Below are 14,187 nucleotides of genomic sequence, written 5' to 3' on the forward strand. Positions count from 1 at the left end.
CCGGGCGGTCGACGCCCCGGAGGTACGCGCTCCCTCGTGAATCGAGAGAGAGGGGCGCGGCGAGTGCGGCTGCCCACCTGTTTTTCAACAGAATCGCTGCACAACGGCCTTCCATCCATCTACGAAGCGAACCATGGGCAAGTCATAGTCCACCCCCGAGCCGATGCTGCATTGAACCAGCGAACCCACCCCGCGGCGCGGGGCGGCGGGCTCAAGCTTCGACTCTTGGCTTTCGATTGCGCCAACGCCTCGTCGGCGTTCTCGTAGAAGGTGCCGATCCAGTAGATCTCCCGCGCCTCCTTGCCGTTGGCGACTTCGCGGGCGAACCCACGGGCGATGCGTACCAACTGCTCGATTTGCTCGACGGTGGTCATCTTGCCCGTCTGGCGCTGGTTCCAGATGTTGTCCTCGATGCCGCAGCGCACGTGCAGGCCGAGCGCTATGGCCATCATGTTCAGCGGCAGGACATTGCGCATGGAGGTTTCGAGCGTGAGCACCGAGCCGTCCGGGCATGCGCACGAAATTGGCCAGGTTGTACAGGTTCGGCGCTTCGAAGCCGCCACCGATGGCCACCCAGGTCAGGATGAGGGGCACATTCGCAACGCCGCGCCGCATCATTCGCTCGACGGTCTCCAGCTGCGAGATGCCGGCCAACTGGAAGTGGGTCTGGATGCCGTTGACCGTCAGTCGGCGGATGTGCTCCTCGACCCATTCAGGACCGGCGGGAATCGTCATCTCGAGGTAGGCTCTGGTCATCTCTGGATTCGCCAGAGTTTGGGTGTCGTTCGGGGCACGAATCGGCTGGCCGCACGGACTTTTGGTGAAAAACCCTATCGCGCTTCCTTCGCGGCGTGACGCTCGACGTAGAGTCCCACGTCGACTCGACCCAAAGCCTGCCGCAATAGCAGAGTTGGCACTCCCCGGCGTGGAAATTGCGGTAGCAAGAGCACGAGTGCACGCCCACGTGTATACTGCCCTCATCGTTGCGGCTTGCTTGCTGCCGCAATGGTTGCTTGACATGACTGCAAACATGCAGCTCACATTCTTCCCGGACACCCCTTGAAGATCGTCAGTCTTCATTAGGCAAGCTCCTCGCCAGTCCATCCACACGACATCGGACCGGCTTCTCCTCCGATCTAATAAGCGACCGCTCTCCCGGCAAGGGACGGATGTCGTTTGCGCCGGGCCGAATGCCCGCCATCTACATGCAGAACAACACCATCGCGGTGGGCAAGTACCTTGTCACGCCGCTCACGAAACTCATTGGAGCCAATGCCTATGCCGCGTCGGTCTCCCTCCGCCGAGGCATGCACGACCGGGTTTTCCGGCTGCTGCCGCGCTTCACGAGCGAATCGCAAGCGATGTGCTACGCGCTCGATCAGGGACGGCGCATGGCGGCTCACAGCCAATTGCCGTGAGCGTCTCAATCCTTCACTTCAACATGGGAGCCCGGTGGCCAAAGAAGAACTTATCGAAATGCAGGGCCGAATCGAAGAGGTTCTGCCCGATTCACGCTTCCGCGTGGTGCTCGACAACGGGCACGCGCTCATCGCCTATACGGGCGGTCGCATGCGTAAGCATCGCATTCGCGTACTGGCGGGTGATCGTGTCTCGCTCGAGATGTCGCCTTACGACCTGACAAAGGGGCGGCTGACCTTTCGGCATCTGGAGCCGCGCGCCCTAGGTGGCGCCTCCATCGCGAGACGGCCACGGCGCTAAGGCCTGCCCCGTCGCTTTCCCATTCACTCACCCCCTGCGCCGGACCCGCACATCGCGGCCGGCACGACACAACCAACCATTCAAGGACTTCCATGGAAAACAAACTCTACGTCGGCAACCTCTCCTATTCGATGCGCGACGACACCCTCCGGCATCAGTTCGCCGCGTTCGGCCAGGTTGACTCGGCCAAGATCATGATGGAGCGGGACTCGGGCCGCTCGAAAGGATTCGGCTTTGTCGAGATGGCTACGTCCGACGAAGCGCAGGCCGCCATTCGAGGGCTGAACGGCAAGGAGGTCGATGGCCGTGCGCTGACGGTGAACGTGGCCCGTCCAATGGAACAGCGAAGCGGTGGCTCGTATCGCAACGGCGGCCGCGGATACTAAGCGGGAGCCACCCGTTACGGAGCGCTCGGTTTCGCCCAATGTATCGATGGACTTCCAATACTCGCGCAGGATCGAACACACAGTGTCTCCCCTCGCAGTGATGGGGTCTGGCTCAAGATTGAAGGCACTACCGTCGGCAGTGCCGAAAAGACTCATAGGTGAATCGAGCGATCGCGCGCAAGATGCGGGTTCGAGGCGTCCCGCCTTCCTCCCAACAGGAAAATCCTATGTTTCCCACCCGCCATCTCCGGGCGTTGCAAGGCTCGGTCGAGCCGGCGAGTTTGATGTCTCCGCCTGATCTCCATCTGGTTCCCGTTTCCGACGAAAACCTTGTCACCCGATACAGCCTTGTTTGCCATGAGACCAGGACGAGGGTCGTCGTGGGTGCCAATGGCTGCTGCAAGACCGAGATGCTCTCAGCACTTGGAACGGACGACGCCAGAGATGCCTTGTGCGCCTTCCTCATGCACAACCGTTCACATCCGCTGGTGCTGGTCGCAGAGAACTGGGCGGAAGAGAGAAGCTTTCCTCTGTATCGCGAGTTCTCGGACGGGTTGAGCGAGGAAATCGCCGAATGACCTATTTCGTCATCGAGGCAATAGGCAGTTTCGCGATCGCACTCAGCTTCGGGGCGCTGTGCTGTTTGCTGGTACGCGCGCTCAAGGTTCGGCGTCGCGCCAGCAAGCAATTGCGGATGACCCGTGAAATGCGGCGCGCATTCGAGGATGAGCTCGGACAATTCCCCGCGCTGTTCCTAGGCAGCCCGGATCGGCCCGCGCCCCTTCGCTAGCGTTCTCGAAGCTCGCTTTCCAGACCCAAGGGGGCGAGTGTCCACCAGCGTCGGAGTTCGTGCGGCCGTGCAGCGTGAACTCCTTGGATTGCGACTCTGAGAGGTGAACTGGCGTCATCCACACAGCTGGATTCGTCGCAGATCGTGACCATGCCCGCGAGCGGCAGTGGGTCGGCCGGTTCACCACGAGCGGAAACGACGCGTGTTCGATCCTGCGCAAATAGTGGAAGTCCATCGATACCTCGGTCGAAGCCGGTTCCGCAGGAAAAGTCATCAGGACCGGCATCAGCGGCCGCCGTGCAAGTGTCCCGTGATCCTCAGATCCACATTTGCGCGAACCGGACTGTCGGCGATGTCTCTGCTCGTGGCGGCCACGTTCTGGACGGCGCTCTGGTGTCCGATTGGCCTGATCATGTTCGCGCCGCTTACTGTTTGCCTGATGGTCATCGGCCGGCATGCCCAGACTTCACCTCTTGAACGTTCTGCTCGGCAGCCAGGCAGCGCTCGACCCGCCGACCCGCATGGATCAACGCCTTCTCGCCGATGACCTGGAAGAGCGACCGAGCTTGCGAGCGACCAGGTGGTGGACGGCAACGTCCTCGGCTTCTACAACGACATCGGCCTGCCCGTCCCTGCGGGTGGCCTCCAGTGACCACGCCAACGTAGCGAGCGCCGAACACTGTCATCGTGTGTCATCGGCACCGAGTCCATCATCGAAGAGCTGCGCGATTGCATCCGGAACCCCAGCGGCAAGCCGGCGCGCCGGCCGTCGTCTGCAGCGGCGGCAAGTGGGAAATCGATGCGCTCGCGTCGCGCATGCTGGCCCACTCGCTTTGCGTGCAAGGATGCGCGGCCGGGTCGTGCGGCATGGGCGCGGCGACCTCGGAGTTCATTGCCGGCGCGCGCTCGACGGCGTGCAGTACGGCTGCCTCTCTTGCTTCAGTCCAGACCCAGAAGTCCAGGCGCGCCCTTTCAGTCGTCGCCTCAAGCGGCGATGGCCGGGGTCGGGATCGTGCTGGGACTATGGAACGCACCGCCCAAACTACTCGGAGACGAGGCGGGTCGTGCGATGGGTGCTGAAGCGGTTGTGGCGTCGATGGGCGAAGCCGCCGTTCGCCTCACCGAGTGGACCGGGACGCGGCTCCGCGAGCGATTCAGGGAAGCCACCATTCCCTGAGGCGGAAGCCGAGCGCTTGGACGCATTGCATGCGAGCGGCGCACTGGACCCGCACCCAGCCGAACTTCATTGCGGCATGGCAGCGCGCTGCGGACGTGTTCGACGTGCCGCTGACCATGGTGTCGATTGTCGAAGCGGACACACAGGAAGTTTGCGGCGCATCGGGCGAACTACGAGATCCCCCCGATCCCTTTCAGTCTGCGGCCACTGTGCCTCAAACCAAAGGACTTCGCGCTTTTGTGCGGGCGCGCCGCTTCGATGGCGGGATGGCCTCGTGCTGGAAGCCTGGTGTCTTCTCGCCACGGCATCTGAACAACACCGAGGTCCGTCTGCTCCATGCGATGGCAAAGGAGTTGATGCAGGCCTTGCGCGCTGCTGTTTCGCAATGGGGCTTACCCGCCAATGCCGCAGGCATCACTGCGAGCAGTGACTCGGCAACGGTGGGCCAGATGATCCCCGAGGCCCGATGAGCTGCCCGGGATCGGACAACGTGTCAGGCGATTGCGCTAGAGAGCTCGGCCATCAACTCTTCCTTGCGGGCCGCCAGTTCTTCGCGCATTCCGACGAGGTCCAGCCCACGCGCCGCGCGCGCCTTGACGAACATCTCGTTGCGTTCCTCCTTGACATGGTGGTCGATGTATTCGCCAAGCACCGTCACCTTGGCGTCGAACATGTCATCCACCTCCGTCGCATCCTGGATCTGGGCGATCAGGTCCTTCGCCGTCGCGTGCTCCACCTCCGCTTCATCGAGGAGGTCGGTTTCCTTGAGCGCTCCACGCACGGCTGGATAGAAGATCTCCTCTTCGATTCGGGCGTGCACGGTCAGCTCCGCGCAGATCTCTTTTGCGAGCTCACGCTTCCTCTGCGATGCGCTAGCGGCTTTTGACTTGGTCAGATCTTCGTATGCCTTGAACAGCTTCTTGACTTGCCGGTGGTCTGCATCCAGCAGACTGCAGGCATCGGGTTCGGCGCGTTTGGTGGTGGGCATCTTGGGCTCCAGTTGGGTTCGGGGGGTGCCAGAGTGCGTCCCTCGACCACGATGCCGCGTAGGAGGTCGCCGCGTGGCCTTGGGGGCGGAAGAGGATGCGTCGGGTACATTGGCGCATAGGCGTGCGCGTTCTCGCCGCCCATCGACAACGGCGTCCGATCCCACAACACCACGGGTCTATCCCTCCACTCTTGTCAGGATAGGTCCCTCAGGATGGTCCGCTGGAAACACCGGAGATCGATATGTCCAACCCCTGGTTGAAGAAGAACCCCCTCATGAGCATGTGGCTCAGCGCGGCCAACTCCGCCGCTGGCTCCGCGCGGGGCCGAATGACTGCGCAAGCAAGACGCGCGGGCACCTCGGCCGCGTCCTCGGCGAGCTCAGAGTGGATCAAGCTGTGGACCACGCCGCCCAAGCCGGCCCGCAGTACTCCGACCACGCGCGTCAAGAAGCGTCGTTGACGCACGTGCAGCCTGTCAAGGGGACGCGATGAAGCAGATGACCTGCTCGAAATGCGGCAATCGCGTGTTCTTCGAGAACCTTCGTTGTGAAGCTTGTGGTTCGACCCTCGGCTACGCGCCCGAAGAGCAGCGCATGCTGGCCTTCGATGAATCGGGCGAAGACTCATGGCACCGGCTGGGTCCGGAAGGCGCCGCGTACAGCCCGTGCGCCAATCGAAGGGCGAACGTGTGCAACTGGATGGTGCCCTCGGCCACCGGGCATCACCTTTGCCTGTCGTGCCGCACGACCCACACGATTCCCGCACTGGCCAAGGCGGAGAACCACGGGTACTGGGCCGTGCTCGAACAGGCCAAGCGCCGTCTTTTCTACACGCTGATCGAGCTCGTGCTGCCGACGCCGAACAAGCTGGAGGACCCCGTCAACGGCCTGTCGTTCGAGTTTCTCGAGCAAGTGAGCCCGCAGGAGCATGTCCTTACCGGGCACGACGAAGGCGTCATCACGCTCAACATCGCCGAGGCGGACGATGCGCGCCGCGAATATGCCCGCCAGCTGATGCACGAGCCCAGCCGCACGTTGCTGGGTCACTTCCGCCATGAGATCGGGCACTACTACTGGGACCGGCTGGTGCGCTGCACGCCGTGGATCGACGAGTTCCGGTCTCTCTTCGGCGATGAGCGCGCGGATTACGGCGCGGCATTGAATATTCACTATTCGTCGCCCGACCCCGATTGGCCCCGGCGCTTCATCAGCGCCTACGCGAGTTCGCATGCGTGGGAAGACTGGGCAGAGACCTGGGCCCACTACCTGCACATGGTGGACGGTCTGGAAACTGCCGCCTCCTGGGGCACGCACCTGGAGGCGGCCTCGCCGTCCGGCCCCGCCCTGAAAGTCCGCCCGCTCGACCTGAACGCGGAATCCATCCGCGACTCCATCGCCGAACAATGGCTACCGGTCTCGCAGTTCATCAACGCGATGGACCGCAGCCTCGGCGCGCATGACAGCTACCCCTTCATCGTGGTCCCGCCGGTGATCGAGAAGCTCGACTTCATCCACCGCGTGGTGCGTGCCGGGAGCACCGGACGCATGTCGATGAATTTCCTGCCGCGTTCCTGAACGCACCAATGCGAGCGCACCCTCATGGTCAGCTTGCAGTCGCCGCCACTTCGTCGCACCGGACGTTGAATCCAGTCAGCTCGTTGGGGCCGAAGGTGCTGGACAACGCCACGTCGCTGGCGTCGCGCCCCTGCGCAATCAGAACGCGGCCGATGCGGGGCACGTTGTTGCGGGCATCGAAGGTATACCAGCGGTCGCCCAGGAAAGCCTCGAACCAACCCGCAAAGTCCATCGGGCCATAAGGGGGCGGGGTCCCGACATCGCCGAGGTAGCCGGTGCAATAGCGGGCAGGAATGTTCAGGCAGCGGCAGAGGGTGATTGCCAGGTGCGCATAGTCGCGGCAAACGCCTTGCCCTTCCTTGAAGGCGTCCAGAGCGGAGCGGGTGCGACGGGCGTGCTGGTAGCCGAACTCGATGTGATGATGCACGAAATCGCAGACCGCTTGCACGCGGCCCCAGCCTGTCGGTCCGCTCCCAAAGCGCTGCCAAGCGAAATCGGACAGCAGGTCGGTTTCACAGTAGCGGCTACCCAGCAGATAGATTAAGGTGGACTCGGGCAGGTACTCCACCGGCGTCTGCGGTGCCGAGGGCGCGACGATGTCTGGCGCGCCGCTGTCGCGGATGACGGTATCCGTACTCAGCACGAAGCGTCCCGCGGGTGCTACCAGGCGTGTGCACCAGTTGCCAAACAGATCGCGGTACGCGGTGGTGGGTACCGCCGGCTTGGTGAGCAGATGGTCCGGCCGCAGGAGATCCGAGGTGCGCGAGTAGTGAATGCTGAGCGTCAGGATCATCGGCGTCGGCTGCGGGAACTGGTAGGCGATCTCAAAACCGAGCTGGATGTTCATGAACCCATCATGCGCTCTGATTGGTACTTCCGGAGGAACTTCTCGGTATGGTTACAAATAGGCTCGCCCCAGCGCGTGCAGATCGAGAGGTACGCCAAGACGCAATCCGTGGCGGAAGCGGCGAGCAACCGGCGGCAGAATCGATCGATTTTCCATCGATCCCGCGCATCACGGCGTGTTCAAAGCCTCACGTTGGTCATACGCGGGGCCGCGCCATGACGCCCTTGGGGAATCCCGTGGTTCCGCCGGTGTAGAGAATGCAGGCCAGATCGTCGCCTGCACAGCCCGCGTCCCCGACAGGCGTTGCGTTTTCGATCAGGGTCTCGAGCGCAGCATGCCTTGGGGCGCCGCCCCGTCGCCGCCATGGATGAAGAGGGGCGAACTTAACTGCCGCGGCGAATCCGCGTCGGCACATTTCACGCCAGCACGACCCCGCCGGCCGCATGAAAGTACTACCCATGAGGGAGCTTTTCCGCGGTCATCGGAGCGCACTGCTCGATGGTTCCCTCTTGGACCAGCCGGTCATGATGGTATGCGTGCCACTCCGCCCGCCTCATTTGCCCTGGCGTGGAGACCACAGTGCTCTCGGTGAGCCTGTAGATCTCTTCGTCTGACGAGGCCATGTCGAGTGGAATAGAGATTGGCGGCACATACCAGGGCGTCGGCACAGACAGTTCGATTCGATTGCCTTGCGGGTCCAGGAAGTAGATTGACCAGGATCCGCCGTGGTTGGTCGGGTTGATGCCCGCGACGCCGGCCGCCTCGACTTCGACATGAAGGCGGCGCAATTCCGCTAACGAGACGACCCGGAACGAAATCTGACTGATGGTAGAGGGTCTGCCTGGCGCACGACCCGGAACCAGAACGATCTGATGGTGCTCATCAGGACTGCGCGAGAGGAAGACCGCGTCGACGCCGCAAATGTTGGCGCGATCGGTGATTGAGAATCCGAGCACCGCCGAGTAGAACTGGACCATCGTAGGCATGTTCCATACATAGAGGCCCATGTGGGAGAACGTCATGCGCGGTGCGGGGTTCATGTTTCAACTCCTGTGAGTGACACAAGGCCCGGCGTGCTGCGGTGCTGGCTGGACGAGTGAAGGCCTCGATAGTAGGCTCACAATCAGCAAACAGGCCCGAATTTCTCGCCGGGGCCGCCCCTCGCCGGTCCGCATCCTTCCGAAAAGATTCATTCGCGGCCTTGGCCACGCAGATGCATTGCACGGTGATCGGGAGTTGGCGCATCAGTCCGATTCCTCGTGCCAAGGCACAACACACGGTTGCAAGGGCACGCTCCCGCTGCTGCGCGCCCATATCGCGCTCCACGCTCCAGCAACTACACCGCGCTGGCAAACACTGCCAGATTGTTGAAGTCGTGTGCCGCGCCGCAGGTCCGCCGCCCGATACCTTTCAACTTCTGCGACAAGTGAGGCGCCCAAGGCTCGAAAGTCTGAGAGACTCTACTTGGCTTTCAGATGCAGCAAGCCGAGTTCCAGGCCTTGGTCAAAAGCGTCCTGCAAACTGTGGGCCCGATGACTCGTGGGGCGGTCCGTCAGGCGATCGGCGCGCCCCTGGTTGTCGTGAAGGTACACATGAAAAAGCCACTCGTCGGATTCGATGCTGTAGCCGGCGATCACTTGGATGCGGACGCCTTGGTAGGTACCCTGAATGACATGACGCGGTCCGGTTTCGACCTGCACAAGGTTTTCTATCTGTTCCATTCTCAACTCCGTTCACCGAAATTTGGCTATACCGCGAGTCGGAATCTAAGCGATCTGGCGCATTGGCAACCTGAGCACGCTTGCTATTGAACTCGATTGTCGTTGCCTGAGGTGGACGAATGTGCCTTGGTGAGGCGTCGTTGATGATGGTTCATTGCAGCCGATAACTGAATCTGCGGCCGCCCGCGACGACGGCGTCGAGCCCGATCCAGTCGCCCTGCACCGAGTACCACACGTCCAGCGGCGCGGCCGGTCCCTCGATGCGCCAGTGCTGCGCCGCGACAGGCTCGCCGCGCACATCCAGCGCGCCATCGCCGAGGCGGCGAACCCGCACAGACTCATCCGCGCCGCTCTGCGGGTTCAGCAGCCTCGTTTGCAACCGCAGGGCCGGATTCCAGTACGCGAAGGTCATCGTGCAGCCGGAAAGCGAGCGCGAGGCGCTATTGACGGTGACGTCGAGCCGGCCGCTGTCGCCCGCACGCGCGCGCACCTGGGACACCTTGCCGTCGTCGTCCGTGCTCGCCTCCCCGCCGACGACCCGGAAGCCGCCAAGTCACTGACAGCGCTGGTGACCGAGATGAACGGCAAGCTGGAGCAGGCATTGCGCGACGGCATCGCGAGCGGCGAGATCCGCGCCGACATCGATGCCGCCGCCATGGCGACCGCGTTGTGGGGCATGTTCAACGGCATGCTGACGCTGGCCGTGCGCAACGACGCCTTCAAGCTCGACGAGGCAACGCGCGACAAGGTGCTGGCCACTGCGACGCTCGTGCTCGAGGCTGGATTGGCTGCGACGCAGCGCCAGCCGGCAACGGCCACGAGTGGTCGTCGCAAGGCCGCACAAGGCAGGTTGTCGCGCGAGAAGCGGAAGCGCTCCTGATCGGAATGACGACGGCGTCGGCGGCCGCGGGATCGAAGATGGGGCCTCGTACGGGTGACTGCGAGGGTGTACTACCGGCAGCTTCAGAGCGGCGAGATCGCTGCCAGCGGATGTCGGCTTGGCGCTGCCTACATTCGATCTCGCACCGCGACCTCACCTTCCTGGCCGGTCTTTAGTGGCCGCGATCGGCTGATACGAGCATGGCCACCGCGAAAAGCGGTGGCTCCATCGTGCGGCAGCTTTGTGGAAACCGAAGGTCAGCTGAGGGCACCGAGCTGCCGTGCGCGGCAGGGAACTTCGCATACCGCTTTCCAGCCCATTGCAGACGAGCGGAACTTCAAGGGGCGGGTCAGCGCGCTTCATGGCCCGTTAGCATCGCGCACCGCCTACAAGCTCCTTGAACGCGTTGCGCTCAAACCCCTCAAGTTTTCGGATGTACCGATGGACCGTGGCCTCGGAGCGTTGGCCCGTTTGACGCTGAATCGCCCATGTCGGCACCCCCGCCCTAGCCGCCTCCGTGACCAAGCCGGCTCGAAGGCTGTGAGCAGAGATGCCCACTGTGTCCGCGCCCACCTGTTTCATTCGCATGCGAAGAATCTCGCCCACAGTGGGGCCCTGCAGCCCCTCCCCCAGACACCCGTAGCGATCGATTCGCCGGAACAGCGGTCGGTGCTGCCCCAGGGGATCCTTCTTAGCCAACACGAGCAACCATGCACTGAGCAGCTTCACAGGACAGGAGCGCCCACCGCGCCGCGGGATTTCCACCACCCTTCCCTTGGCCTCCTGATCCGTCTTTGAGCGTCGCACCAGAAGGATGATGCCGCTGGCACTGATTCGCACATCCGCCGGCGTCAGCGTCACCAACTCGGACCGTCTGAACCCGCCTGCAAAGCCAATGAGCAGCAGGGTGCGGTCACGCAAATCGCGCAGCGGATGTACGGAGCGAAGGGGCGCCACCAGCCGCTTGAGCGTCACCAGCTCCAGCGCCCTGGCCTGTTTCTGGGCTGCGCCGTGCATACGCCTGATGCCCCGCATCGTCGAAACCACCAAGGCCGAACGCGCCGGCGACGGCCTCTTCACCTGCGCATGGGCGCTCGAAATGGCTGCCAAGCGTCTTTGCAGCGTCGCGACTTTGAACACGGACGCGTGCGCCACCAGGTAGCGGGCCACCATTTGGGGCGTAGCGGGAATGCGCCCGCCCCAAGCCCGGAAGTGCGCGAGGTCCGATGCGTAAGCCTCTCGGGTGCTCCGCGCCAGGGCGCTGGCCACATACAGCTGAACCTTGCGGTCGTACTGATTCTTTGTTCTCATGAGCGCCGCCTCCTAGGACAGTTGAGGCGACAAGGAGATGGGCAGACGCGAGAAGCTGACCACCAAGGTCAGCACGCCCGGCACTCCCGGGGCAGCATTTCCGCCGAGCCGGATGGTCAGGTGCAGCGCCCCCGCGCCCATCGCCAGCGCTGCCTGCCGCCCCACACCTCGGACGTCGCGCACCGTCAAGCCATGCTCGCGTGGCGCCCACAGCACGATTAGCATGCCCTGGGCACGCTCGATGCCAGGACCATGGCCGCTCAACTCTTCCAGGGCTTGCACCATGGCTTCTGGCAATTGCGCGGCGCTGTCGAACGGCTGCGCGAGCAGGACCAACTCCACCTCAGGCAGGCCCAGCGTTTCGACCACGTCGTCGCAGTCCCAGGCGGCCTCCAACAACAATGGCGTGCCATCGAGGATCGCTCGACGCAATCCCAGGTAGAACCACTGCAGCGGCCCCAGCGTCTCGGGGTCGTCGTCGGGCACATCGATGCGCGCATCGATGGCATCACACAGGACGCCCAGCATGCTGTCGCCCGAAGGCCGTAAGTGTTCTCCGGCGATGACAACGCCGATGACATGACCCTCGCGAGCCCACATGCCCCAGACGAGGTGCATGGCCGCCTCAATCTCAGCGGGCCGGGCGTCCGCGCCAAAGGCTAGAAAGAGCAGGCGAGCATTGCCCAGGTCCGCCGGGTCCAGCAAGGCATCGCTCTGGCCGCCTGCGATCAGAATGAAACTGGAGGGCTCCTCGCGCAGCTGCGCCAAGGGAGGGTGTTCAGGTGGCGCGCTGGCATGGAAGCTCTGCACGAAACGCGCCCCAGTGGCGCCGACGCCGATCAGGCGCGCGGCCTGCAAAGTTGGGCCGCTCGCAGCGGCGTGAAGAATGGTCATGGAGTAGCTCGAGATGGCGCAGCCGCCCCCTCGTCCCGAGCGGGCGACTGACAAACTGAGAATTCAGGAAGAGGCGAACCTGAATGCGGCTCGCCCAGAAATGGCAAAGGCGCCGAGCCGGCCTTGTGGCCAACCCGGCGCCTCGTGCGCGGTGCGCTGGTGCGCTTGGGGGAGATGCTTTGGGGTGCGCGCTGGGACTGTCGTCAGTCCAACGCTCTCACCACCCGCTGCCTCCGATTTACCAGTCGATGCCTACTGCATGGAAACGCGCAGCGTGCACACCTCGTAGAAGTAGTTGCTTGGCTGGATGCCGGGGTCGCACGCTGCCATCTGGTTCGCAAGTTTGTTCTTGCTCGTGAGCTTCAGCGTGCCCGCGCTGCCGGCGCTCGTGGGGCTGGCGCCCGTGCGCTCCTTGAGCACGACACTTTGGCCGGTGGCAAAGTCGGTCTTGATGTAGCCCTCGTAGGCGTAGTCGAAGGACACCCGGCTCGTGTAGAGGAAACCATCCTTGTAGATGGCATCCAGCATCAAGCCGAAGCTGAGGCCTGTGGCACTGACCTTGGGGATGCCCGCGCTCAGGTCGTTGACGTACTGGAACGCCCCGCTCGCGAACTGCAGCACCTTGGTGCCGTAGTCCGACGGATCGGCCGCGTGGGAGCCGGCCGGATTGCCCGAAAGCAGCACATTGAGCTTGCCATTGACGGGAATGGCCACCAAGCCATAGATCGACATGTTCTGGGTGTCCGCCGGGAAGGCTGTGTAGTCGGGCGTGAACGTCCCATCACCATGGCCCCACATCACCAGCGGCTTGCGGTGGCCGCCCGCGGCGGCCGAGGTGTCCGTCGAGAGAATGTCGACGTTCCCATCGCCGTTCACGTCGGCGAGCGACGCCTGGTGGCCGTAGATCGGGGCGATGGGCAACTGCACGACTTTGTAGGTACCGTCGCTTTGGCTGAGCAGCACGTGCTGCGCCGACAGGTCCTGCCATGCGCTGCCCTGGCTCACGAACTGGTAGTCCGGGCCGGTGCAACCAGTGAAGACGTCGGGGCGACCGTCGTTGTTCAGGTCCGCGATCTGCACGAAGCCCGGAGTCACGCAGGTGTAGCGGCTGGCCGCGTCCTTCACCAAGGTGCTCGTCACGTCCGTCCACCGGCCCTGCGAGTTCTTGCGCAGGAAGTACAGCTTGGCCGGCGCATCGGGCCACTTGTTCGGGTTGCTGCCGTCGGTGTCCACACCCTTGTACAAGGTGCTGTAGGCCACCGCGGAGAAGGCACCCTCCTGCAGGAAGTCAGCAAAGCCAACCGCGCGCTGCGAAAAGTTCTGCTCGCCCGGCTCGGGGTTGAGGCCCATGCCGAACATCGAGGGGATGGTCGGATCGTCCAGGGCAATGCTGTTCTTGTTTTCGTAGCTGGTGGGCAGCACGGGCATGGGAACCACCAGTTGGGCGCTGGCCGTGGCGTCGCCGCCTGCGCCAGTGCAACGCAGGGTGTAGGTGTAGCTGCCGCCGGCGGCGGGCGTCAGCGTGGTTTCGCCGGAGGTGGGCTGCGCGCCATTCCAGGCATCCGAGGCGGTGCATGAGGCCGCGTTGACGGAGGACCAGCTGAGGGTCACGGCCTGGCCCACGGAGACCTTGCTGGCCGAGAGGGTGAGCTGCGCGGTGGGTACCGGAGCGGTCGGCGTCGTGGGATCGCCGGCGCTGCTAGTTCCGCTGCCCTCGCCTCCCCCGCCGCCACCACAGGCAGCGAGCAGCAGGACGGGAAGAGCGCAGACGAGTGTTTGTAGCTTGTTCTTCATTGGTTCTTAGGCTTGAGGTTGCGAACTTGCCCATGGCACCTGATGAAGAGGTGCGCCTGGGCGTTGGATGGAATCAGCAATGAAGGCGGCTCGTGCGGCTCCGCA

General features: G+C 63.6%; 17 protein-coding genes and 2 pseudogenes. 9 read left to right on the top strand and 10 right to left on the bottom strand.

Annotation, left to right across the window (positions count from 1 at the left end):
• Positions 1-119: 119 nt before the first annotated feature.
• Positions 120-1,104, bottom strand: a pseudogene (locus FHW64_RS15950) (3-keto-5-aminohexanoate cleavage protein).
• A gap of 86 nt (positions 1,105-1,190) precedes the next feature.
• Between FHW64_RS15950 and FHW64_RS15955 the strand changes: the two are divergent.
• The 6 genes from FHW64_RS15955 to FHW64_RS15980 all read left to right on the top strand — a co-directional run bounded on the left by FHW64_RS15955 (position 1,191) and on the right by FHW64_RS15980 (position 4,542).
• A complete protein-coding gene (locus FHW64_RS15955) occupies positions 1,191-1,418 on the top strand; it encodes a hypothetical protein (protein WP_260304604.1) in 228 nt (75 codons plus the stop codon).
• 34 nt (positions 1,419-1,452) lie between these two features.
• Positions 1,453-1,719 carry a translation initiation factor IF-1 gene (infA, locus tag FHW64_RS15960; protein ID WP_184527958.1) on the top strand — a complete coding sequence of 89 codons (267 nt, stop codon included), beginning with the start codon at positions 1,453-1,455 and terminating at the stop codon, positions 1,717-1,719.
• Positions 1,720-1,811: 92 nt separating this feature from the next.
• Positions 1,812-2,105 (top strand): RNA-binding protein, encoded by a 294-nt coding sequence (locus FHW64_RS15965; protein WP_184527960.1) that lies wholly within the window; start codon positions 1,812-1,814, stop codon positions 2,103-2,105.
• 227 nt (positions 2,106-2,332) lie between these two features.
• The gene (locus FHW64_RS15970; protein ID WP_184527963.1) at positions 2,333-2,683 is read left to right on the top strand and encodes a hypothetical protein; all 351 of its coding nucleotides are present in this window, start codon (positions 2,333-2,335) and stop codon (positions 2,681-2,683) included.
• Positions 2,680-2,895: a hypothetical protein gene (locus FHW64_RS15975; protein WP_184527965.1), complete on the top strand. Its 216-nt coding sequence runs from the start codon at positions 2,680-2,682 to the stop codon at positions 2,893-2,895. The genes FHW64_RS15970 and FHW64_RS15975 overlap by 4 nt, the downstream gene beginning before the upstream one ends.
• Before the next feature lie 1,206 nt (positions 2,896-4,101).
• On the top strand, positions 4,102-4,542 hold the full coding sequence (locus tag FHW64_RS15980) for a hypothetical protein (protein WP_184527967.1): 441 nt from the start codon (positions 4,102-4,104) through the stop codon (positions 4,540-4,542).
• A gap of 23 nt (positions 4,543-4,565) precedes the next feature.
• Here the strand turns inward: FHW64_RS15980 and FHW64_RS15985 are convergent, their stop codons facing one another.
• Positions 4,566-5,060 carry a hemerythrin domain-containing protein gene (locus tag FHW64_RS15985; RefSeq protein WP_184527969.1) on the bottom strand — a complete coding sequence of 165 codons (495 nt, stop codon included), beginning with the start codon at positions 5,058-5,060 and terminating at the stop codon, positions 4,566-4,568.
• 242 nt (positions 5,061-5,302) lie between these two features.
• Between FHW64_RS15985 and FHW64_RS15990 the strand changes: the two genes are divergently transcribed.
• Together FHW64_RS15990 and FHW64_RS15995 are read left to right on the top strand one after the other, a co-directional pair.
• On the top strand, positions 5,303-5,521 hold the full coding sequence (locus FHW64_RS15990; protein WP_184529246.1) for a hypothetical protein: 219 nt from the start codon (positions 5,303-5,305) through the stop codon (positions 5,519-5,521).
• Between the two features lie 28 nt (positions 5,522-5,549).
• Positions 5,550-6,635: a putative zinc-binding metallopeptidase gene (locus tag FHW64_RS15995; RefSeq protein WP_184527971.1), complete on the top strand. Its 1,086-nt coding sequence runs from the start codon at positions 5,550-5,552 to the stop codon at positions 6,633-6,635.
• 28 nt (positions 6,636-6,663) lie between these two features.
• Here FHW64_RS15995 and FHW64_RS16000 read toward each other — a convergent pair whose 3' ends face one another.
• The 5 genes and pseudogenes from FHW64_RS16000 to FHW64_RS16020 form a co-directional block, all read right to left on the bottom strand.
• On the bottom strand, positions 6,664-7,482 hold the full coding sequence (locus FHW64_RS16000) for a transglutaminase family protein (protein WP_184527973.1): 819 nt from the start codon (positions 7,480-7,482) through the stop codon (positions 6,664-6,666).
• Positions 7,483-7,678: 196 nt separating this feature from the next.
• Positions 7,679-7,942, bottom strand: coding sequence for an AMP-binding protein (locus tag FHW64_RS34865; RefSeq protein ID WP_409350626.1), 264 nt, complete (start codon positions 7,940-7,942; stop codon positions 7,679-7,681).
• Positions 7,935-8,522 carry a VOC family protein gene (locus tag FHW64_RS16010; protein WP_184527975.1) on the bottom strand — a complete coding sequence of 196 codons (588 nt, stop codon included), beginning with the start codon at positions 8,520-8,522 and terminating at the stop codon, positions 7,935-7,937. The genes FHW64_RS34865 and FHW64_RS16010 overlap by 8 nt, the downstream gene beginning before the upstream one ends.
• A gap of 420 nt (positions 8,523-8,942) precedes the next feature.
• Complete coding sequence (locus FHW64_RS16015) at positions 8,943-9,203, bottom strand: hypothetical protein (protein ID WP_184527977.1); 261 nt, start codon at positions 9,201-9,203, stop codon at positions 8,943-8,945.
• A gap of 151 nt (positions 9,204-9,354) precedes the next feature.
• Positions 9,355-9,729, bottom strand: a pseudogene (locus FHW64_RS16020) (DUF6134 family protein); the annotation flags it as partial.
• Between FHW64_RS16020 and FHW64_RS16025 the strand changes: the two are divergent.
• Positions 9,694-10,083: a TetR family transcriptional regulator C-terminal domain-containing protein gene (locus FHW64_RS16025; protein ID WP_409350632.1), complete on the top strand. Its 390-nt coding sequence runs from the start codon at positions 9,694-9,696 to the stop codon at positions 10,081-10,083. The pseudogene FHW64_RS16020 and the gene FHW64_RS16025 sit on opposite strands and share 36 nt — an antisense overlap.
• A gap of 369 nt (positions 10,084-10,452) precedes the next feature.
• Here FHW64_RS16025 and FHW64_RS16030 read toward each other — a convergent pair whose 3' ends face one another.
• The 3 genes from FHW64_RS16030 to FHW64_RS16040 form a co-directional block, all read right to left on the bottom strand.
• Positions 10,453-11,394 (bottom strand): site-specific integrase, encoded by a 942-nt coding sequence (locus FHW64_RS16030; protein ID WP_221210388.1) that lies wholly within the window; start codon positions 11,392-11,394, stop codon positions 10,453-10,455.
• Positions 11,395-11,406: 12 nt separating this feature from the next.
• Positions 11,407-12,288, bottom strand: coding sequence for a hypothetical protein (locus tag FHW64_RS16035; protein ID WP_184527983.1), 882 nt, complete (start codon positions 12,286-12,288; stop codon positions 11,407-11,409).
• 252 nt (positions 12,289-12,540) lie between these two features.
• Positions 12,541-14,082 carry a VCBS repeat-containing protein gene (locus FHW64_RS16040; RefSeq protein WP_184527985.1) on the bottom strand — a complete coding sequence of 514 codons (1,542 nt, stop codon included), beginning with the start codon at positions 14,080-14,082 and terminating at the stop codon, positions 12,541-12,543.
• Positions 14,083-14,187 lie beyond the last annotated feature (105 nt).

The organism is Variovorax sp. Sphag1AA (genome assembly GCF_014192575.1).
Lineage (GTDB): Bacteria > Pseudomonadota > Gammaproteobacteria > Burkholderiales > Burkholderiaceae_C > Variovorax.